This is a genomic window from Brevundimonas sp. EU05-FHT14B11, from assembly GCF_058790835.1.
This window is the reverse complement of the sequence record NZ_JBYTCY010000003.1, coordinates 335,487-355,726: the sequence shown is the minus strand read 5'-3', so window position 1 is coordinate 355,726 and position 20,240 is coordinate 335,487. Positions and strand designations below refer to the sequence as shown.

The following is a 20,240-nucleotide window of genomic DNA, read 5'->3' as shown; positions in this document are numbered from 1 at the left end:
GCAGATGACCCCGCGGGCCTCAGGTGTCAACAGCAGCAGACCTCTCGGGGTTGCGTAGCTGGGCTATCCGGCTATTTGTATCTAATCCGATTGCAGTTTCTCACAGGTCTCCCTCCATGCGCTCACCGTTCCGCTACATCGCCTCCAGCGTCGCCGCCGTCGCCCTTCTGACCGCGGGGGGCGTGGTCGCCCAGTCCGCCCTGACCCGCGTTCCCGCCGAAGTCAGCGCGGGCGCCTACAAGCTGGATTCCGACCACGGCAAGATCACCTGGTCGGTCAGCCACCTGGGCTTCTCGACCTACACCGGCCAGTTCGTGAACGTGCAGGCCGAGCTGAAGCTGGACCCCGCCAATCCGTCGGCCTCGACCCTGACGGCGACCATACCGCTGACGGACGTGGCCTCGGGCAATGCGGGCCTGAACGGCCACCTGCAGACGGCGGACTTCTTCGACACCGCCAACCATCCGACCGCGACCTTCGTCTCGCGCTCGGTGACGGTCGACGCCGACGACGCCAACGAAGCGACCGTGGTCGGCGACCTGACCCTGCGCGGCGTGACCCGTCCGGTGACGATGGAGGTCGAGTTCAACCAGGCCGGCCCGTCGATGGGCAACGCCTACCGGACCGGTTTCGACGGCGAGGCGACCATCAAGCGCTCGGAGTTCGGCATCACCTACGGAACCCAGATGGGCCTGGGCGACGAGGTGAAGCTGCACATCGAGGGCGAGTTCACCCTTCAGCGATAGGCGCATACAGGGCGCGGGCTTCCTCGGCGGGCCCGCGCCGCTCGCCCAGACCGGTCACCTCCAGATCGATCAGCCGTCCGCCGAGGGCGAAGACCAGCCGGTCGCCGACGTGGACGGTGCGGCCGGGCTTGTCGAGGCGCACCTGGCGTCCCTGATGGGTCAGCCGGATCGCGCCCTTGTCCACCAGCGCCGCGGCCTGCGTCCGCGTCTTCGCGAACCGCGCACGCCATAGCCAGACATCGATGCGGCAGCCCGTTTCGCTCATTCGGCCGCGCCGGATTCCGGATCCGGGGTGCGGGCGTAGGCCGCGGAAAGCCGCCGGTAGTAGGTCGAGTTGAAGGCCAGGACGGTCATCAGGACGCCGGCCACGCCCGCGATGGTGAAGACCAGGGCGATGCCCCTGTCCGGCCCCCGGCCGAACCAGTCGCCGATGGCGTCCGCGCCGGCGCCGTCGGTCATGAAGGGGATGACCACGAACTGGGTCAGCGGTCCGATCAGGAAGGCGGTCAGGGGCGCGGCGGACATCTCCACGGACTGGGCGAAGCCGAACACCCGGCCCTGACGCTCATAGGGCACGACCTTCTGCAGGGTGGTCTGTTCGGCCGCCTCGGCGAAGGGCCCCACGAACATCCAGATGAAACAGCCGACCGCCAGCAGCAGGATCCACGGCTGCAGGGTGAAGACCGCCGCCGTGCACCAGGCGATCAGGTTGACCAGCATCAGGGTCCGCAACGGGTTCTGACCCAGGCCGGTTCGCGAGATGACGATCCCGCTGAGGATGAAGGCGACCGAGACCGCGCCCCACAGCAGGCCCCAGTGTTGAACCTTCATCAGCGACAGGCCGTAGGCGTCCATAAGGGCCATGAAGACCCCGCCCAGGAAGTTGTTGAAGGTCGCGAACAGGATCAGGGCGAACAGGCCCGGCACCGCGCCGATGATCCGCAGCGTCCCGCGCAGATCGACCTTCCTCAACCGGGGTTCGCCTCCGGGTTCCACGGTCGGCGCGGGCTCGTCCAGCCGGACCGTCAGCAGGTGGGCGAAGGCGACGGCCGTCCCGATCAGGCCGAAGGCCAGGGTGGCTGTCAGCCCGCCCCAGGCGACAAGGAAGCCGCTGATCACCGAGGTGGTCAGGATGCCGACGCCGCTGACCATGCCGACCAGTCCGTTGGCCTTGTCGCGGCGATCCTCGGGGATCAGGACGGTGACCAAGGTCGGCAGGGCGATGCCGCGGATATTGCCGGCGATGACGCCCAGCATGATCAGGCCGATCAGCAGCCACAGGGGCGCGCCCCCGACGTCGGCCAGCGCCTGCTCCGGCGCCAGGGCGTAGGCCATGAAGGCGACGGCGTAGAAGACCAGCGAAGCGATGCTGGAGCCCAGCATGACCCGCTTCTTGCGATGATGGTCGACCAGGCTGCCGAACCACAGGGCGAAGGCGGCGGTCAGCACCAGATACAGGCCGGCGATCATGCCGGTGGCGAAGACGGATTGCGTCTTGATGTAGACCCAGAAGGTGAGCGCGAACCACACGGTGTAGTTGGTGATGCTGGCCAGGGCGTTGTTGGCGAGCACATGATGAAAGGGCGTCATCGGGCCTCTTTCGTCCGGCGGCGGCGTGGGCGGGCGGGCCTTGCGGTCGCTGGCGCCGGGGGCGGCGCGGTCAGGGCCGACAGGGCGGCGAAGGGCGAATCCTTGATCGGCTTGACGGCCTTGTCCAGACGGTCGGGTTGCCGGGCGCGGGTGGTCCTGAGCGCGGCCAGCAGCGCCCGGGCTTCGTCGGCCGTGACGCCGAGATCACGCAGGGTCTTGTCGGACAGCCGGAGTTCACCGCCCGCCCGTCTTTCAGGCAGGGCCTCCAGCAGCTCCACCGGCGCGGCGAAGCGACCGACGGCGCGCAGGCCGAAGGCGGACAGCAGGCGGGGAGACGGCGGCGGGTCGGGCAGGACGCTGAGCCCCGCCGGCTTCGGGCGGAACGGCTCGCGGGCCACGAAGGCCTGGGCCGTGATCCGGGCGCGGTCTTTGAGCAGGGCGGGTTGCCAGACGGAATGGGCTCCCACCCGGATACCGAATTCCTTGAGCGTGCGGCGCTCGGCCTGGCTGAGGGCGGCCAGATCACGTTCGACCTCGCGCCGGTCGATGATCCCGCCGGCCTCGACCAGCCGGTAGGCGACCCCGCGCGGCAGGCCCTTCAACGCGCCGTTCTCGATGGCCGTCTTCAGCCGGCGCAGGGGACGCAGGGCGCGCCCGGCCTCGCCCGCCAGCCAGGCCTCCAGCCGCTTGGCCGCCCGTTCGCGCGCGGCGACGGCGCCGAGGTCGCCCAGCAATCGGACTTTCGGCGTGAACGGTTCGCCGCCGGTGATCACGCCCGCCTGCACTCCGCGCCACAGGACCGCCCCGTCGGGGGTGACCGAGAAGGCTTCGTCCGGTTCGGCCGCCAGCTTCCCTAGGCGCCGGGCGATCTCGGGCGTCACCGCCTGCCGGGCCGCGTGGCGTAGGGCGCGGTCTTCGAGCGCCGAGGAGCCCTTGTCGATCTGGAAGTCGACGCCCGACAGGCGGCCGACCGAATGGCCTTCGACGATGACCTCGCCGGTGTCCTCGACCTCGGCCACCGCATCGCCGCGCACATTCAGCGCCTGCATCAGGGCGGTGGTGCGCCGGTCCACGAAGCGGGCGGTCAACCGTTCGTGCAGGACGTCGCTGAGCCGCTCCTCCAGCGCCTTGGTCCGGTCGCGCCAGCCCTGGGCCTGGTCCAACCAGTCGGGGCGGTTGGCGATGTAGCTGAGCGTGCGCACGCCCGAGAGCCGGGCCGACAATTGATCGATCTGGCCGTCGTCGCGGTCCAGTTCGGCGAAGCGCGGCGCGATCCAGTCCTCGGTCAGGCGTCCCCGCTTGCCGGTCAGGGCCTGGAAGATGTCCTTGGCCAGCCGCCCGTGCTCATCCAGCGTGGTCTTCTGGAAGTCCGGCAGCTGGCACGCCTCCCACAGGCGCATGATGGCCCCGCGCGAGCGGCCGATGCGGGCCACCTCCTCGTCCTTGATCAGCCGGCGCAGCAGGGTCTCGTCCAGCGCCGGGGCGGTGAGATTCAGGCCGAAGGTGTTGGGCGTCACCGTCAGCGAGCGCAGCAGGTCGTTCAGGGTGTCGAAGTCCAGCCGGGCGTTGCGCCACTCGGCGCCCTGGACCGGATCGAAGCGATGCTCGACCACCTGTTCGACCAGGTCGGGGTCCAGCTCCAGCGCCTCGCCCGTGACGCCGAAGGCGCCGTCTCGCAGGTGGCGGCCGGCGCGGCCTGCGATCTGGCCGATCTCATTGGCGTGCAGCCAGCGGGTGCGGCGGCCGTCGAACTTCCTCAGGCCGGCGAAGGCGACATGGTCGACGTCCATGTTCAGCCCCATCCCGATGGCGTCCGTGGCGACCAGGAAGTCGACCTCGCCCGACTGGAACAGTTCGACCTGGGCGTTGCGGGTGCGGGGCGACAGGCTGCCCATCACCACCGCCGCCCCGCCGCGCTGACGCCGGATCAGCTCGGCGATGGCGTACACCTGGTCGGTCGAGAAGGCGACGATGGCGCTGCGTCGGGGCAGGCGGGTCAGCTTCTTGGAGCCGGCGTAGCTGAGGGTCGACAGCCGGTCGCGGGCCACGATCTCCACGTCGGGGACGAGCGCCCGCATCAGCGGCGCCATGGTCCCGGCCCCCAGGAACATGGTCTCCTCGCGCCCCCGGGCGTGCAGCAGCCGCTGGGTGAAGACGTGGCCGCGCTCCGGGTCGGCGACCAGCTGGATCTCGTCCACGGCCAGGAACTCGACCGTCCGCTCCAGCGGCATGGCCTCGACGGTACAGACGAAATAGTGCGGCCGGGCGGGGATGATCTTCTCTTCCCCCGTGATCAGGGCCACGGCGGCGGCCCCGCGCCGGGCGACGATCCGGTCATAGATCTCGCGCGCCAGCAGACGCAGCGGCAGGCCGATCATGCCCGAGGCGTGACCCAGCATCCGCTCGACCGCCAGGTGGGTCTTGCCGGTGTTCGTGGGCCCCAGGATCGCCGTCACGCGCGAGGGGGCCTTGCCTGTGCCGCGGTCACTCATCTCAGGTGAAAGGTGGCGTGTCCCGCACGGTTCCTCAAGCGGAAGTCTCGTCTTCGGGACCGGCGTAAACGTCACGCTGTCCCTCAGCGGAACAGGGGCGAAACGAATCAGGACCGAATCACCGACACGGCCCGATTCGGGGTTTGTTCCCTACAAGATATTGTATCTTAAGGGCGATTAACCACAATCATTTTGAGGCGGCTCGCGCCGGGGCGGGCAAGAAAAAGGGGCGACGGGAAGAAATCCCCGCCGCCCCGCTTCCGTCACGCTTTGCGCTCCGGTAGTTCACCCGGCCATGGCCCCGTAGCTCAGCTGCATAGAGCAAGGCTTTCCTAAAGCCGAGGTCGCAGGTTGGAGTCCTGCCGGGGTCGCCAAACCCATTGTCGAACTGTCCCGTCCGCGGAGCGTCATGGCGCGCTCAGCGACCGGTGCGGCGAGCTTCAGCCAGTTCTTCAGCGGCGATGGTGAAGTCGGCCTGGAACTCGGGGTCGGCCTTCAGGGCCGCGACGATCGCCGCGCCGACGATGCGGCCGGCCTCGACGTCGCTGGCGTAGTGGACGCCGCAGATCATCCGGCTTTCGCCGTAGGCGACGCCGCGCGACAGCAGGGCGTCGGCGCGGTCCGGCGCCATCTCCGCCAGCACCAGGGCCCAGGCCCAGCCGAGGGCGGCGTGGCCCGACGGATAGGAGCCGCTGGTCCCGAGCCACGGTTCCGGCTGGAAACAGGTCTCGGCTGGTTCGACGACGAAGGGGCGAGGCCGGAAATAGTTACGCTTGGCGGGGGTCTGGATGGTCTCCAGATCGCCCAGCATGCGCCCCAGCAACAGCGTCAGGGTGGGCATCCGCTCCGGGACGAAGGCGATGCCGAGCGCCTCGTCGAAGATGCGGGGCGCCGACGGCGTCTCGATCTCGTTGTCGGCGGCGGCCTGGGCCCAGCGCGCCGTGCCCTTGAGGGCGCGGGTGGCGCGGTAGACGGCGATGTCGTCCTGTTCGCGCAGGGAGCCGGGCCGGGGCGGCGGGGGCAGGAAGTTCGCGGCGTTGGGCGCGGAGCCCTCATCCAGGTAGCCGTGCGGATGATCACGGAAGCCGATCCAGAAGATCGGGTCCCGCGCCGGCGCGGCGGCGCAACCGGCGAGGACGAGAGCGAGGGCGGCGCCGACCAGAAGGGGGGCGTTGGGAAGGTGCATCATGGGCGTTCTGGAGCTTGTTGGTCAGGCGGACTGGGCGCCGGGGCGGCCGTTCTCGACCACCCAGGTGTTGAGCGTCGACAGGGACGCACGCGGGTCGCGGACGTCGCTGATCTGCTGATAGCGGGTGGTCATCAGCTCCGGCGTGACGTCCATCGAGATGTAGCCGCGCACCCGGCCGTCGAAGAATTTGATGTGCGGATTGGCGGGCATGGCCGACATCAGGCCCTCGTAGGGCGGGCCGCCCGAGGTGATGGAGGTGCCGACGAACTCGGTCGCCACTTTCGGCGAGGACTCATCCTGGCTGTCGAGCAGGACATCGTTGGTCCAGAACGAGTGGTAGTCGCCGGCCAGCACGACTGGATTGTTCGGCTTGAGCGTATGCAGGGCGCGGGTCATGCGATCGCGCGCGGCAGGGAAGCCGTCCCAGGTGTCGGTCCAGTAGCGGGTCTCGTCGCCCCGGTTCTCGAACCGCAGCCCGGCCATCACGAGGTTCTGACCCAGGATGTTCCAGCGGGCGTCCGTCCGAGCCAGGCCATCGTAGAGCCAGGTCTCCTGATCGAAGCCCAGGAAGGTGCGCGACGGATCCAGACGGTCGGTGCACTGGCTGTCGGCGACGATCTGGCCCTTGGCGCCGCCTTCGACCGTACAGGCGCCGCGCGAGCGATACTGCCGCCCGTCCAGCATGTAGAATTCGGCCAGCCGGCCATAGCGGACGCGCTTGTAGATCGGCATCTGCAGCCGGGCGTCGACGCGCGTGCGGCGGATCGGCATGGCCTCGTAAAAGGCTTGGTAGCCGGCGGCGCGGCGCTGCCGGAAATCGGCCGTTCCGCCGTCCTTGTCGGGCCAGACGCCGGAATAGTTGTTCAGCACCTCGTGGTCGTCCCAAGTGACCAGACAGGCGGCCGCGGCGTGCAGGCGCTGCAGGTCCGCGTCGGTGCGATGCAGGGCGTAGCGGTTGCGGTAACCGGCCAAGGTGGTGGCTTCCTCGAAGCCGTAGTGGCGCACGTTCGAGGCCGCGCGCTCGCCGGTGCGGCTGTATTCGTAGATGTAGTCGCCCAGGAACAGGGTCAGGTCCGGCGCCTCGTCGGCCATGTGGCCATAGGCGCTGAAATAGCCGACCTCCCAGTTCGAGCAGGAGGCGACGGCGAGGCGCATCCGGTCGACGGCGGCGTCGGGGGCCGGGGCGGTGCGGGCCATGCCGACCGGGCTCTGCTGGCCGGCCGCGGTGAAGCGGTACCAGTAGGGCCGGCCCGGGCGCAGACCCTGCACCTCGACATGGACGGCGTGGGCGCTGGAGGCGTCCGCGGTGATCCGGCCGCCCGCCGCGATCCGGGTGAAGCGCTCGTCGGCGGAGACCTCCCACAACAGATCGATGGGGGCGGACAGGCCGCCGAAGCCGTCCGGTGCGATCGGGTCGGCGGCCAGGCGCGTCCAGATCACGAAGCCGTCGGGCCAGGGATCGCCGCTGGCGACGCCGAGCGGGAACAGATAGGCGCCCCCGGCGTGGGCGCGACCGAACTGAAGCACCACCGGCGCGGCGACCAGGCCGCCGATCAGGGCTCGGCGGTTCAGGGATGGCGGGGCGATCAGCAGAGACATCGGCGGCGTCCGGGAAGACGAAAGGAAGGACCGGCGGGTCGGAGGACCGACCCGCCGGAGGGGCGACTTCGCTTAGAAGTCCATCGACAGGCGCAGGCCGACCGTGCGGCCCTGGTTCGGCGAGGCGGTCGGACGGGCCGAGCCGTTGAAGCCGTTACGGGTCTCTTCGTAGTAGGTGTTGAAGAGGTTGCGGCCCCACAGGGTCACGCGCCAGTTGGCGTCCGAGGGTCCCATGCTGAAGTTGGCGTTCCACAGCCAGTAGCCGGGCAGGACCGAGCTGGACGCCGCGTTGTAGATGGCGTCGCGCTGCATGTAGTTGGTCTCGGCCCGCCAGTCGAAGCCGGCCAGTGACCAGTCATAGGCGACCGAACCGCCGTAGTTGTATTTCGGGAACTGCAGCGGTTCGCCCGAACGGTCGTTCGAGATGATGACGGTCCACGGCCCGTTCGTCGGGTTGGCCGCGTCCGTCGCCGCGCCGTCGATGGCGAAATACTCGGTGTACTCGCCTTCCTTGTAGCCGAAGTTCTGGCTGATCGTCAGGCCTTCGAGCGGCATCCAGGTCAGCTCGATCTCGCCGCCGTAGATTTCCGACTTGGGCACGTTGGTGATCTTGCCGAGGCGACCCGCCTCGCGGTCGTACTCCAGGCCCTGAACCTGCTGGTTTTCATAGTCGTAGAAGAAGACCGAGCCGTTCAGGCGCAGGGTGTTGTCGAACAGGTCCGACTTGAACCCGGTCTCGTAGGCGATGACGATCTCGGGCTTGAACGGGGTCGCCGAGGTGCCGTTGTAGGTTGTGAAGCCGCCGGACTTCACGCCCCGCGCCACGCTGGCGTAGAGCATGGCGTTGTCGGCCAGGTCGTACTCCAGACCGAAGCGGCCGGTCACTTCCGACAGGTCGGTTTCGTAAGTCACCTTCGGGCCGACCGGCACGTTCAGGCGACGGGTGCCCGAGGTGGTCAGGCTGCGGTCCTCCTGTTCCCAGCGCAGGCCGGCGATCAGGGTCAGGCGGTCGGTCAGGGCGAAGCTGTTGTGGGTGAAGATACCCATCGCCTGCACCGACTGCTCGTAGGGCGTGTTGATCAGCTCGCGGTTGGCGCCGCGGAACTGGGTGTAGAAGCCGCCGTCCAGGCTTTCATCGGCATAGTGGGCGCCGACCATCCAGTTCAGGCGGCCGATCTCGTTCGACAGGCGCAGCTCCTGCGACAGCACTTCCAGGTCGTTGTAGAAATAGACGTCGGACTCGTTGAAGCGGGTGCCGTCCCAGTCGTTGTATTCCGAACGGTTGAAGGTCTGGTAGGCGGTGACCGAGTTCAGGGTCGCCCAGCCCAGATCAGCCTGGACGCGCGCGGCCAGGTCCAGACCGTCGTTGTCGCGGCCCGGCTTGGAGCCGAGCGCGCGGCCCGAGACGGCGGCCATTTCCGGCGACAGCTGCCAGCCCGTGATCCGCCAGGCGGTGTCGGTCGGATAGGTGATGCTGCCGTCGTTGACCGCGTAGGGTCCGCGCAGGCGGAAGCCGAGGCCGTCCGACTTGTCCATGGCCCAGGTCGCGGCCAGGTCGACGGTGACGTTTTCGGCGGCGTCCCAGGTCAGGCGGCCGCGGACGGCGGTCTTGTCGCGATCACCGAGGCGCTGGCCGGTGTCGCGGTGGTACTGCCAGGCGCCGCCCTGTTCGGTGACGGCGGCCAGGCGGCCCAGCAGGCCCGGCGCGATCCGGCCCGAGACGAAGCCCTCGACCTTGTAGCGGTCGTAGGAGCCGTATTCCGCGGTGAAGCCGGAGCGGAGGTCGGCCGTCGGGGCGTTGGTGATGATGTTCACCGCGCCGCCGGTGGTGTTGCGGCCGTACAGAGTCCCCTGCGGCCCGCGCAGGACCTCCATGCGGGCGATGTCGAACATCGCGCCCTGGGTGGTGATCGTATAGGGGTGGGCGACCTCGTCGACATAGACGCCGACCGTCGAGGAGTTGTTGCTGGAGTATTCGCGGGTGCCGATGCCGCGGATGCGGAAGCTGGGCTGGCCGCTGCCGAACTGGCTGTCGACCTCAAGGTTGGGCACGACATTCTCGATGTCGTTGACGACGTTGACGCCCTTCTCGTCGAGCTCCTCGCCGCCGATGACGCTCAGGGCGATGCCTACGTCCTGGCTGTTCTGTGCGCGGCGCTGGGCGGTGACCACGACATCATCGAGCGCAGAGGCGCCGTGCGTCGCTTGCGGCTCGGAAGCGGTCTGGGCCATGGCGGGCAGCGCCGCCAGGGCCAGAATGGCGCTGGACGCGCCGAAGAGGAGACGTTGCATTTTTGACCATCCATCGGGCGACGCGCGGAGTACCCCCACCCTCGCGAGCCGAGTGTTTTGGGATGTCGTCGAACGTCTGCTGGTCCGGTCGAGGATCGAGGCGGCTCCCGCAATGGGGAGGAGCTGGAGCCACCGTCGCGACGAAGAAAAACAAACGTTCGACAACGATCCGGCAGTAGGATGGGCGAGCTATGCTTTTGTGACGCCCGCCTGAAGTGTTTTTGTCAGATGTTCTAGGGCTTTGTGACGCCCTGGAGAAAACGCCTGTTTTACCGCGTCTTGCGCGCGACCAGTTGGCCCGCCGCGGTCTGGAGGTCCGTCGCGCTGACCGGGGTTCCGGTCGTCAGGGCGATGAGGGCCGCGCCCTTGTACCAGAGCGCGAAGCGGGTGGCGGCCAGCCGGGTGAGGTCGAACTCGGCGGGCCAGATTCCCGCCTGGTTATAGTAGGTGCCGCCGCCCTCCGGGCCGCGCAGCAGCATGGCGAGATCTCGCAGGGAGGCGTCGCGACGGGCCTCCACGCAGATGCTGGCGATCAGGCGCGCGTAGCGAACATAGAACCCCTCGGCGTCCGGCTGGATGGAGGCGAGCGGGATCATCCGGGAGGCCCAGCGATCCAGGTCGACGCGGGCGGGATCGTCGTCCGGCTTCTGGCCGGCGAGATAGCGCGGCATGTCCCGGAAGACCGCGTGCCAGACCGCGTCGAGGACGAACCTGCGCATGTCCGGCCAGTGGTAGGCGAGGGTGGAGGTCGAGGTCCCGGCCACCGCGCTGACCGACCGGTTGGTGATCGCCGTGAGGCCGCCGGCGAGGATCTGGTCCGCGGCGATGTCCAGCAGCTTCAGGGGCATGGAGTCCGGATCCATGCCGTCCGTCGGCGCCTTGGGCAGGATCAGGCGATGGCGATACCACAGGGTGGCTGTCGGCGGACCTTCGGGAAGGCCCAGAATCCGGTCGGCGAGACCGCCCAGGCCCTCCGCCGCGATGACCTGGTAGTCGGGGCGACCCGCGAGCGCTCCGGCATAGAACTGCTCGATGGTCAGGGTCGCGACCAAAGGCTCGGAAAAATCAGCTGTTCGATCTTCGGTTGCGAGGTAGCCGCGCCACGCGTCTACCCTGAGGGCATGCCAGCGCCGCATCAGGTCGCGTCGCTCGGCGCCGGCGTCCGCATCCAGCGTCAGGGCCTCCCATATGCGCACGAAGCCGGCGTCGTCCGCGGCGCGCCGGTGAAGATAGTGCTGGATCAGCGCCAGCAGGCTGTCGCGGCCCGGGCTCAATCCATCCGCCGCGCGGAAGAATTCGGCGTGGAAGGCCGCGTCGCGGCGCAGGGCCTCCTCGCCGACCGCCTGGATCAACCCGGCCTTGGTCCCGAACAGATTGACGATGACGGTCGTGCTCTTGCCGACCGCCTGGGCCAGGTCGCGCATCGTCAGGCTGTGCAGGCCGTCCTTTCCGGCATGGGCGATGGCCGCATCCACGATCTGCTGGGCATCGGCCGCGCGACTGGTCGCTTGGAGGAAGGGCATGGCGTTCAATGCCGGTGAGGTCGCGAGATGTCGAGAGTGGTGAACTCGGGCGATATCAACCTGAAATTGGGTTGCGCACTTTCACTATATTAAGTTGTATTCCCCTTCAGGGCGCCATCCGGCGCGATCTGGGGGGACTATCCATGACTACGCGACCGATTGAGGGTTCGGGTTCGAACCTGCTGACGCTCGACAATGCGGGACCGATCCAGATGGGGTTCTGGGTCCCCAACCGGGTCTGGGCGACGGCGAAATTCCTCGTGCCGCTGCGCGACCATATCGCGGCGAAGAAGGCGGCGGGCACGCTCACGCCGATGGTCTCCGCCGTCCAGGACCTCAAGGACTGGGTCAGTTCGAACAGCGTCTACCGGATGTGGGTCAACTCGATGATCGAGCAGGCCAACGCCTTCGTCCTGACGCTGGACCCCGCGACCCGGGAGCAGATCCAGGACCAGGACGGAGACGTCGTATGGATCCCGGACTTCGACACCTTCTTCGACATGCTGAACGAGATCATCACCACCTCGCCCTCGTTCAACACGACGGCCCAGGTCGGCACGCCCATGAACGGGATGATGGCCATCGGCATGGCCACCGAGGCGGGGTTGGCCCTGTTCCACGACACGACCTTCAACGAGCAGTTCCGCACGGTGCTGGACGCCTGGAACGCCTTCCTGAAGAGCCCGGCCTCGCTCGACAAGCTGGATATCAACGATCCGGAAAAGGCCGGCTCGTGGATTTCGCAGGCCGCGTGGTCGGCGGGCGTGTGGAACCAGATGCAGTTCGACGCGACCCAGCCCGGCTACGGCTTCGACTCGTGGAATTCCTTCTTCATCCGGCTGTTCGTTCCCGGCGCCCGGCCCTTCCAGGGCGACCCGACCACCCAGATCAACATCGGCTGCGAGACCACGCCCTGGGAGTACAGCAACGGCGTCGCGCTCGAGACCGAGTTCTGGATCAAGGACGTCAACTACTCCCTGACCGACCTGTTCGCCGGACAGACCGCCATCGCCTCGTTGTTCGAGGGCGGCCAGCTGTACCAGGGCTTCCTGTCGGCGACCCACTATCACCGCTGGAACTGTCCCCTGGACGGCCGGCTGGTCCGCTCATGGGTGCAGCCGGGCACCTATTTCGCCCAGCGGCCGGGCCAGGGCGAGGATGTCGGCACCTGGGAGGGGACGGAGTCGCAGCCCTATCTCGGCCACGTCGCGGCGCGCGCGATCTTCATCTTCGAGCACCCGGCCTGCGGCTATGTCGCCCTGATCTGCATCGGCATGGTCGAGGTCTCGACCTGTGTCATCGATCCGCAGTTCCTTGTCGGGCCCGGCGATCCGGCGGTCATCGTCTCCCGCGGCGTGGAGATCGGCCATTTCGAGTTCGGCGGCTCCACCCACATGATGGTGTTCCAGAAGGATCGGGTGGTGCTGGAGGATTGGGCGGTCAACGCCGTGCAGCACCAGAACGACCCCAACCCGACCCCGCTGGGCAGCGTCATCGCGACGGCGGTGGTTTAGGCCAGGCCCTTGCGAGAACGGGGCGGCGGGAAGAAATCCCGCCGCCCCACTTCCGTGGCGCTTCGCGCTCCGACAGTTTACCCGGCCATGGCCCATAGAGCAGCGCTTCCTAAGGCAGAGGTCGCAGGTTGAAGTCCTGCCGGGGGCGCCAGTTTGTGCGTGGTGGTTTGATAGTTCCGAATTTGAGGCGGCTTCCTCAGGATTCGGGGGGAGACTTGAAGATCATCCCGATTTCCTTGAGAGCCATAATGGACATGGTGAAAACTAAGATTGTCCAAACTCCCCACCCTGCCGCCAGAATTAACAAGTAATCGTTTGTGTTTTGCTTGTTCATCCAGACGATGGTGGGCAGTGCCAAGAGTGCTATCAAGGCGATTGTATATATCACGTAGGCCCATGTTGGCATTGGGTACGAGTATATACCTTGCGATTTCAACCTCGCATGCATCCGATTTCGTATCGGAAAAGCGATTCTCCACCGCATAAACAACATTATAGCCACAACTGCAACTATAACACTTACAATGACGTTGGAAAAGGATGTTGCGTTATAATACAGTAGGGATCCTCCAAGAAATCCTCCCACAGTTCCTGATATAAGCCTCTCTTTCATTTCAGACTCTTGCATCACAAGCACTTTCATCCATTAGATTTGCTTTATTGACGAACTCATCGCCGGCCCATCCGGCAAGCTCTCTGCCAAATCCTCCTAGCGGGCCTGCGTAGGTTAGAGTTGTTTGTAGCCCGTAAACTGCAGCTGCACCCCAGTCGCCCGTTGCTACACCATAGAAGCCTACCGAGGTGGCGTTCAGCACCAGTCCAGTCACAAGCAATGTACCGCCGACGCCCTCGGAAAGGGGAACCAGGAAAACTGCAAGAGGTCCTGTGCTCATTGAGGCGACGCCACCCACAACCGCTGTTCCGAACCCGATACGCCCGATCACCGAAGATGCCTCACTCAGACGCATAGCGCCACGGACCATGCTAAGGCAGCGCTCTCGTGACATGCCGCTCGGACTCAGGCCGCTGACGCCGCCTCCAACGCCGCCACCGCCACCGGCGGAGTTGGGATCGTTCCACGACCCATGATCACCGATGGCGACGGTAGGGCCGCCGGTCACTGTTTTCGGCGTACACCAAAGGCCGTCTGACCTCCGAACGACCTGCCAGCCCTCGCGTTCACACTCTGCCCGGTCAGTCCACTTGGGATCCTTGAATTCCAGGCCCATGGGATCGATCCTATTCACCGGATCCCCGCCCACATAGGCATACAGGTTCGCCCCCGCCGCATACCCGATCGGGTCCGTCTGCAGGAACCGCCCGACCTGCGGCAGATAGGTCCGCGCCCGGTAGTGATAGGCGCCCGCCTCCGGCAGCCATTGCTGGCCGGTGTACTGGAAGCGGCCGACGTTGCCCGCGGCCGGGACGCCGTATTCGTCATAGGTGTTGATGGCCGACACCGCGCCGGTCGCGCCGGACTGGGCGATGACGGAGCCGCGTTCGTCGGCCAGTTGCCAACTGCGGTTCGACGTTCCCGACCCGTCATAGGCCGCCGCCACATCGTCCAGGCCGAGGCCGGGGATGTAGCGGCGCGTCAGGGCGCCCGTGCCGGCGTTGTACTCGGCCGCCAGTTGCTGGCCGACGTACTGACGCCGGGTCGTGGCGCCGCCGACGGTCGAGGTCGCCAGACGGTTCATCGGATCGAAGGTGAAGGCCGCGGCGCCCGCCCCCGCGCTGGCCGAGGTCAGGCGATTGGCGGCGTCGTAGCCGTAGGTGTCGCCTGAAATCCCGGTGGTGTTGCCGTTGCTGTCATAGGTCACAGGCGAACCGCCGGAGGTCGTCGCCTGGTTCAGGCCGTTAACCGTGTAGTCCGCGCCACCGCCGGACCGGGTGTAGGCGCCGTTGGACACCATGCGGGTGACCAGCTGACCGGCCGGATTGTGGCTGAAGCCGTACGTCACGTCGTTGGTGGAGCCGTCGGCGTTCTGGGCGAGGCTGGAGAGCCGGCCCCAGGCGTCGTAGCCGTAGGTGGTCGAGGCCCCGCTTCCGCCGGCGCGGGTGATCGACGTGGATTGGCCCAAGTCGTTCCAGCCGTAGCTGGCCAGGACGCCCGCCCCGGACGTGGCGCCGTTCTCCCGCACCGTCTTGAGGCCGCCGTACAGGTCGTACTCATAATCGGCGTAGAAGGCGTCCGGCCAGGTGATGCGGGTCACACGGCCCGCGGCGTCATACTGATACGCCATGGCGCCGACGCCGCTGGAGGTCTCGCTGACCGGGCGGGACAGGGCGTCCCAGGTCGTGTTGACCGTGATCGTTCCGTCGCTGGTGCTGAACACCCGCCCGAGATTGTCATAGGCCGTGCTGACGTCCGGGGTGCCGGACGGCAGGTTCAGGGTGACCAGCCGGTTCAGGGCGTCGTAACCGAAATAGGTCAGCTCGCCCGCCCGGTTCCGCGCGCTGTAGGGGCGGCCTACGGCGTCATAGACGGTCTGCTCATAGTCCGTGGTCGAGGTTCCGCCGCCCGTCGCGTTGGGATAGCGCAGCTTCACCTGGCGGTTGAAGCCGTCGTACTCGAACAGCGAGACATTGCCCTTGGCGTCGGTGAAGGACGCGAGCTGTCCGCCGGCGGTATAGGTCTGGCTTTGGGGCTGGGCGTCTCCGGTGCCGTAGGCCGTGGTCACCGACAGCGGCCGGTCGGCGACGTCATAGGTGACCCGGGTGATCCGGTCCGGGCCGAAAGCGCCGGTCGTGGCGGCCGTACAGGCCGAGGACGGCAGGGCGCCGAATGTCGAGGGGTTCATCCGCACCGCCGCGCAGGTGACCCGTCCGGCTGCGTCATAGCTGGTCTGCTGGACGCCGGAGACGGCGTCGGCGGCGGACATCTGACGCGTTTCGACCGGTCGGCCGAAGTCGTCGTAGACGGCGCTGCTCTTCTGAAGTGGCGAGAACGCCGCCCAGTTCGGATCGGTATGGCCGGCGGTGGTTCCCACCTCGCTGAGGATCGTCTGACCGCGGTCATTGTAGGTCACGCGCTGGGCCCGATTCAGGCCTGCGCCGACCCCATCCGGATCGGGACCGATCACGCCGACCACACGCCGCGACGTGTCATAGCGGTAGGTGGTCGTGTCGTCGGATCCGCTGAGCGGACCGTTGACCGAGGCGACGTCGCCGTCCGGCGTATAGGTCAGGGCCGTCACCGCCATGGCGGGGACGGCGCCGGAGCCCTGGCTGATCGAGGCCGGAAGCAGGTTGTTGGCGACGCCGCTGGCGACGCCGTAATCGACCGTGGTCAGGACCTCGTCAGCGGTGGCGTCGCAGGTGGCGCCGGTCACGCAGGCGGAGGTCTCGACCGGCAGGGTGACGGGGGTCGAGGCCGCCACGATCACGCCCGCGCTGTTCTTGAACTGGGCGGTCTGGGGCGCATAGGCGTAGCGGGTCTGCGGCCGGACGGCGCCCACGCCCGGTGCGGGCAGGGTGACCGTCAGCGGTCCGCCGTGGGTGCTGTCCCAGGTGTAGTCGGTGACGGCGCCCGTCGCATCGGTGGTCGAGGTCGGCCGGTTGCAGGTGACAGGGTTGGCGCAGGTCGCCGGGTAGGCGGCGCTGGTGACGATGTCCGCCTCCGTTCCACCGGTCTTGGGCGACAGGGTCACCTGGGTGACGTTGCCGCGGCCGTCATAGACGTATTCCGCGGTTTCACCCTCGGGCCCCGTGGCGGCGTCGACACGAGACCCGGCGTTGTACGTCCATGCCCAGGTGCGGCTCGTCGTCGGCGACGTCGACGTGACTTCGGTCGCGGAGGTGACGAGGCCGGTGTCGAGGTCCGAGACGACCTCCGTCTTCTGCCCTAGCGGACCGTAGACATGGGCGGTGCGGGTCGCGCCCGTATCCTGAAAACCGTATTCCCACCGGCCGGTCGAGTCGGTCACCGCCTCGACCCAATGGTTGATATGGTCGTACTGGACCGACACGAGAGGGGTGGTGCTGGCTCCGACCGAGAGTTCCACCAACCGGTCGCCGTCGAGCAGGGTGCTGTAGCGATAGCGCGTCTCGACGCCGGCCTGATCCACCAGGATCTGATCTTGGTAGCCCGGCCCCTCCGCGTAGCCGAATGTTACGCTGGGCCATGTGCGAGTCAGACCCGTGCAGGTGAAGGCGGCCTTGTCACAGAAGTCCACCGCAAGATTCAGCCCGGTGACTTTTGCAACCCTGCCCCAGCTGAGAGCCATCGGGTCTGTGTTCTGCTCGTAGTCATAGTGGATCTGATAGCCGGTGTTTGTCTGATAGGACTGGAGCCGGGCGGTATGCGTTTCATTCCACCAGCCGCAAGGATCGCCGGGGTTCTCCGGAAGGCAGTATTTGTCGATGGTGTAGGTGTAGTCGGTCCGCAATCCGTTCGGCTGCTCGCGCCGCGTCAGCATCGGGGCGGACAACAGGTTTTCAGGGCCGACGGGCTCAATTCGATAGGACGTGCCGGCGCGAACATAGGTGTACGCGTTCGCGACCGAGTCGTAGACCAGCGTGGACCCGTTGTTCTCGACAGGAGTCCAGGGGCCGCCGAACGGGCCGTCGAAGGCTTCGGAAATGCCATCGGCGGTGATGATGACGCCGGTGTCGGTGTATCGGACAGCGGCGATCGCGTTGTCCCACCACGGCTGGTCATAGGCCAGTTGGACCCGGCTGTAGGACAGGCCGGTCTCGCCGCCGATCGCCACCTGGGCGCTGATGGGCGTCCATTCCCTCCGCACCAGATCGATGCCTCGGGGATCGAGCGTATAGCGCGCGGGCGGGAGCGTCTGCGCGGCGGCGTATTGCGGGGCGATGAGGCCGAGCCCCAGCGCGGTTGATGCGAGAAGATGGCTCAGGCGCATGGGGTGCTCGATGTCCAGAGGGTGGTTCCGCCCGCGCTCTTCAGGATCGCGACGCCGGAATTTTGAAGGGTGAGAACGGCGCCCGGATTGCCGGACGCGCCGGCGGTCCAGAACGGAGCGCCGGTGGTGTCGAAGATGGCCAGCTGGCCGTCGGACGAGACCCGCACGAACCAGGAGCGTCCCTGGCCGGTGCAGCTGTTCCAGACCTGAGCGCCGGACGTGTTGCGGATGACCAGGTCGCCGCTCGGCTCGAACGTCATCGTGTACTGGCCGTTGGCCGAGGTCAGCTTCTGGGTCGGGACCAGGGTGTAGGGGAAGGTGAAGGTATCGCCGGCCGGCGGGGGGCTGACGGGGACCGCCCCGTGGCCCAAGCGGTTGTCGGCCGCGTCCAGGATGTAATACGACCGCACGGAATCGCCGGTCGTTCGCGCCGTCGTGTTCGCCGTGAGGCGGCCGTTGGCGTCGTACAGGAATGTCTGGGCGTCCTGGGCCGTCGCCGAGCCTGCGAGCAGGCTCGCCGCACAGGCGAGGACGTGAATGGGTGTTCGCAAGTGTCCCTCCGTTTATAGGTCTGCCCAGCGCGGGCAGGAAATAAATCCTACAGTACGGATGCGTCAGAAATGGACGTAGGCAGGAATATATTCTTGCTTGATTGGCTGGCTGATCTTTCGGCCGGGCGGGCGGCGCTCAACCTGTGATTGATGGAAGACGTGACCGACGGGGCGCTGCACCGCTTCTGCACGCCGTCTGCGCCGAAGCTCCCCGGGCCGCCCCGCACGTCTGAACCGCACCGCGCGACAAGGGCCCCCTCACTTGAGGGGAGGCCCATGCTCAGCACTCATCCATTCACGCGATCGTCGTTCTGGCTGAAGGCGGGGGTCGCCGCCGGCCTGGCCGTTCTGGCGGACGCCCTGTTCTTCCAGTCCATTCCATGGGGCGCGGTCGTCGGCGGGTTCGCGGCGGCGTGGATCGGCGGATTGCTGCTGATCCGAAAGGGCCTGGCGCGCGACCGCCGGGCGCAGTTCGCGGTGGTCGCGGCGGGGGCCATGGCGGCGGTGATGATCGAGCGGCCCGATGCGCTGTCATGGCTGCTGTTCGGCCTGATGCTGACCGTCGCGGCCCTGTCGGCGCGGGTGCGCGAGGGGGAAGCCGTCTGGCGGTGGGCCCAACGTCTGGTCATTCATGGCGTGGTGTCGCTGGTCGGGCCGATCCTCGATCTGGTCCGGCTGGCGCGGCTGCGACGGCGCAGACCCGCCCGGGTGTCGCTGGCGGCCGTGCTGAAGGTGCTGGCCCTGCCGGCGGCCGGGGGACTGATCTTCCTGCTGCTGTTCGCGCGCGCCAATCCCCTGATCGCCGACGTTCTGGACACGGCGCGGATCCCGGCGCCGTCCGGATCGACCGTGCTGCGCCTGATCGGCTGCGGGATCGTGGCGGTGATGGTCGGCACGACCCTGCGGCCGCGCTGGTATCGCAAGCTGATCGCTCTGCCGTCCCTGGGCGAGCGCCGGATCCCGGGCGTGAACACGGCCTCGGTGACCCTGTCCCTGCTGGTCTTCAACGCCCTGTTCGCGCTCCAGAACGGACTGGACGTCGCCTTCCTGTGGAGCGGCGCGCCGTTGCCGGGCGAGATGACCCTGGCGGACTACGCCCATCGCGGCGCCTATCCGCTGATCGCGACGGCGCTGCTGGCCGGCCTGTTCGTGCTGGTGGCCCTGCGGCCAGGATCGGAGACGGCGCGGCGTCCGCTGGTGCGGGGACTCGTGGTCCTGTGGGTGGCCCAGAACATGGTGCTGGTCGCCTCGTCCCTGCTGCGCACGGCGGACTATATCGAGGGCTACGCCCTGACCCGCTTCCGCATCGTGGCCATGATCTGGATGGTCATGGTCGGACTCGGCCTGCTGCTGATCTGCTGGCGGTTGCTGAAGAACAAGGACGGCGACTGGCTCATCGGCGCCAATGTGAAGCTGGCGCTGGTGGTTCTGGCCGTCGTCAGCACGGTCGATCTGGGCGCCGTCGCCGCGGCCTGGAATGTCAGGCACGCCCGCGAGATCGACGGGACCGGCGCCCAGCTGGACCTCGGCTACCTGCGCGATCTCGGCGCCCCGGCGCTGGTGTCGCTGGTCGAGCTGGAACAGGCGACCGACGATCCGGAACTGCGCGACCGCGCCGCCGCTGTGCGCCGCGACCTGATGGCGCGCCTGCAGGAGGATCAGTCGGAATGGCGCGGCTGGACCTGGCGCAATGCGCGGCGGCTGCAGCGGATCGACGCCCTGACCGCGCATCGGCCTCTGCTGGTTCCGAGGCCCGGCGAACGGATGTGGGACGGCCGCCTGAGGCCCCCGCCGCCGCCCCGGCTCGCACCCTCGGCGACCGTTCCCCCGACCGTGGCCGTCCCGGCCCGGTTGACCTCAGCCTCTGGAGTCTGAA

General features: G+C 67.6%; 12 protein-coding genes and 1 tRNA gene. 4 read left to right on the top strand and 9 right to left on the bottom strand.

The window, feature by feature from the left end:
- Positions 1-116: 116 nt before the first annotated feature.
- On the top strand, positions 117-746 hold the full coding sequence (locus tag AC3WRV_RS14935; protein WP_492313865.1) for a YceI family protein: 630 nt from the start codon (positions 117-119) through the stop codon (positions 744-746).
- Here AC3WRV_RS14935 and AC3WRV_RS14930 read toward each other — a convergent pair.
- The 3 genes from AC3WRV_RS14930 to AC3WRV_RS14920 are packed head-to-tail and all read right to left on the bottom strand — an operon-like array spanning position 730 to position 4,828.
- The gene (locus tag AC3WRV_RS14930) at positions 730-1,011 is read right to left on the bottom strand and encodes an RNA-binding S4 domain-containing protein (protein ID WP_492313864.1); all 282 of its coding nucleotides are present in this window, start codon (positions 1,009-1,011) and stop codon (positions 730-732) included. The two genes, AC3WRV_RS14935 and AC3WRV_RS14930, sit on opposite strands and share 17 nt — an antisense overlap.
- On the bottom strand, positions 1,008-2,336 hold the full coding sequence (locus AC3WRV_RS14925) for an MFS transporter (protein WP_492313863.1): 1,329 nt from the start codon (positions 2,334-2,336) through the stop codon (positions 1,008-1,010). Before AC3WRV_RS14925 ends, AC3WRV_RS14930 begins: the two co-directional genes overlap by 4 nt.
- Positions 2,333-4,828 carry a helicase-related protein gene (locus tag AC3WRV_RS14920; protein WP_492313862.1) on the bottom strand — a complete coding sequence of 832 codons (2,496 nt, stop codon included), beginning with the start codon at positions 4,826-4,828 and terminating at the stop codon, positions 2,333-2,335. Before AC3WRV_RS14920 ends, AC3WRV_RS14925 begins: the two co-directional genes overlap by 4 nt.
- A 297-nt stretch (positions 4,829-5,125) precedes the next feature.
- Here AC3WRV_RS14920 and AC3WRV_RS14915 point away from each other — a divergent pair.
- Positions 5,126-5,202 (top strand) — tRNA-Arg (locus AC3WRV_RS14915).
- Between the two features lie 44 nt (positions 5,203-5,246).
- On the opposite strand, the gene AC3WRV_RS14910 is transcribed toward AC3WRV_RS14915, so the two are convergent.
- The 4 genes from AC3WRV_RS14910 to AC3WRV_RS14895 all read right to left on the bottom strand — a co-directional run bounded on the left by AC3WRV_RS14910 (position 5,247) and on the right by AC3WRV_RS14895 (position 11,431).
- On the bottom strand, positions 5,247-6,017 hold the full coding sequence (locus AC3WRV_RS14910) for an acid phosphatase (RefSeq protein ID WP_492313861.1): 771 nt from the start codon (positions 6,015-6,017) through the stop codon (positions 5,247-5,249).
- A 21-nt stretch (positions 6,018-6,038) separates the two neighbouring features.
- Positions 6,039-7,616 carry an alkaline phosphatase D family protein gene (locus AC3WRV_RS14905; RefSeq protein WP_492313860.1) on the bottom strand — a complete coding sequence of 526 codons (1,578 nt, stop codon included), beginning with the start codon at positions 7,614-7,616 and terminating at the stop codon, positions 6,039-6,041.
- Between the two features lie 72 nt (positions 7,617-7,688).
- Positions 7,689-9,908, bottom strand: coding sequence for a TonB-dependent receptor (locus AC3WRV_RS14900; RefSeq protein WP_492313859.1), 2,220 nt, complete (start codon positions 9,906-9,908; stop codon positions 7,689-7,691).
- 269 nt (positions 9,909-10,177) lie between these two features.
- Positions 10,178-11,431 carry a TetR/AcrR family transcriptional regulator gene (locus AC3WRV_RS14895; RefSeq protein ID WP_492313858.1) on the bottom strand — a complete coding sequence of 418 codons (1,254 nt, stop codon included), beginning with the start codon at positions 11,429-11,431 and terminating at the stop codon, positions 10,178-10,180.
- A gap of 143 nt (positions 11,432-11,574) precedes the next feature.
- On the opposite strand from AC3WRV_RS14895, the gene AC3WRV_RS14890 reads away from it, so the two are divergent.
- Positions 11,575-12,945: a phophatidylserine decarboxylase associated domain-containing protein gene (locus AC3WRV_RS14890; protein ID WP_492313857.1), complete on the top strand. Its 1,371-nt coding sequence runs from the start codon at positions 11,575-11,577 to the stop codon at positions 12,943-12,945.
- A 614-nt stretch (positions 12,946-13,559) separates the two neighbouring features.
- Here AC3WRV_RS14890 and AC3WRV_RS14885 read toward each other — a convergent pair.
- Together AC3WRV_RS14885 and AC3WRV_RS14880 are read right to left on the bottom strand one after the other, a co-directional pair.
- Entirely contained in the window at positions 13,560-17,813 is a 4,254-nt protein-coding gene (locus tag AC3WRV_RS14885) for an RHS repeat domain-containing protein (protein ID WP_492313856.1), read from the bottom strand.
- On the bottom strand, positions 17,804-18,364 hold the full coding sequence (locus AC3WRV_RS14880) for a hypothetical protein (RefSeq protein ID WP_492313855.1): 561 nt from the start codon (positions 18,362-18,364) through the stop codon (positions 17,804-17,806). Before AC3WRV_RS14880 ends, AC3WRV_RS14885 begins: the two co-directional genes overlap by 10 nt.
- Before the next feature lie 276 nt (positions 18,365-18,640).
- On the opposite strand from AC3WRV_RS14880, the gene AC3WRV_RS14875 reads away from it, so the two are divergent.
- Positions 18,641-20,239 (top strand): DUF4153 domain-containing protein, encoded by a 1,599-nt coding sequence (locus AC3WRV_RS14875; RefSeq protein ID WP_492313854.1) that lies wholly within the window; start codon positions 18,641-18,643, stop codon positions 20,237-20,239.
- Position 20,240 lies beyond the last annotated feature (1 nt).

What these genes read in the sequence shown, in the direction of transcription:
- AC3WRV_RS14935 (WP_492313865.1), top strand. Translation starts at nt 117, where the DNA reads ATGCGCTCACCGTTCCGCTACATCGCCTCCAGCGTCGCCGCCGTCGCC.
- AC3WRV_RS14930 (WP_492313864.1), bottom strand. Translation starts at nt 1,011, where the DNA reads ATGAGCGAAACGGGCTGCCGCATCGATGTCTGGCTATGGCGTGCGCGG.
- AC3WRV_RS14925 (WP_492313863.1), bottom strand. Translation starts at nt 2,336, where the DNA reads ATGACGCCCTTTCATCATGTGCTCGCCAACAACGCCCTGGCCAGCATC.
- AC3WRV_RS14920 (WP_492313862.1), bottom strand. Translation starts at nt 4,828, where the DNA reads ATGAGTGACCGCGGCACAGGCAAGGCCCCCTCGCGCGTGACGGCGATC.
- AC3WRV_RS14910 (WP_492313861.1), bottom strand. Translation starts at nt 6,017, where the DNA reads ATGATGCACCTTCCCAACGCCCCCCTTCTGGTCGGCGCCGCCCTCGCT.
- AC3WRV_RS14905 (WP_492313860.1), bottom strand. Translation starts at nt 7,616, where the DNA reads ATGTCTCTGCTGATCGCCCCGCCATCCCTGAACCGCCGAGCCCTGATC.
- AC3WRV_RS14900 (WP_492313859.1), bottom strand. Translation starts at nt 9,908, where the DNA reads ATGCAACGTCTCCTCTTCGGCGCGTCCAGCGCCATTCTGGCCCTGGCG.
- AC3WRV_RS14895 (WP_492313858.1), bottom strand. Translation starts at nt 11,431, where the DNA reads ATGCCCTTCCTCCAAGCGACCAGTCGCGCGGCCGATGCCCAGCAGATC.
- AC3WRV_RS14890 (WP_492313857.1), top strand. Translation starts at nt 11,575, where the DNA reads ATGACTACGCGACCGATTGAGGGTTCGGGTTCGAACCTGCTGACGCTC.
- AC3WRV_RS14885 (WP_492313856.1), bottom strand. Translation starts at nt 17,813, where the DNA reads ATGCGCCTGAGCCATCTTCTCGCATCAACCGCGCTGGGGCTCGGCCTC.
- AC3WRV_RS14875 (WP_492313854.1), top strand. Translation starts at nt 18,641, where the DNA reads ATGCTCAGCACTCATCCATTCACGCGATCGTCGTTCTGGCTGAAGGCG.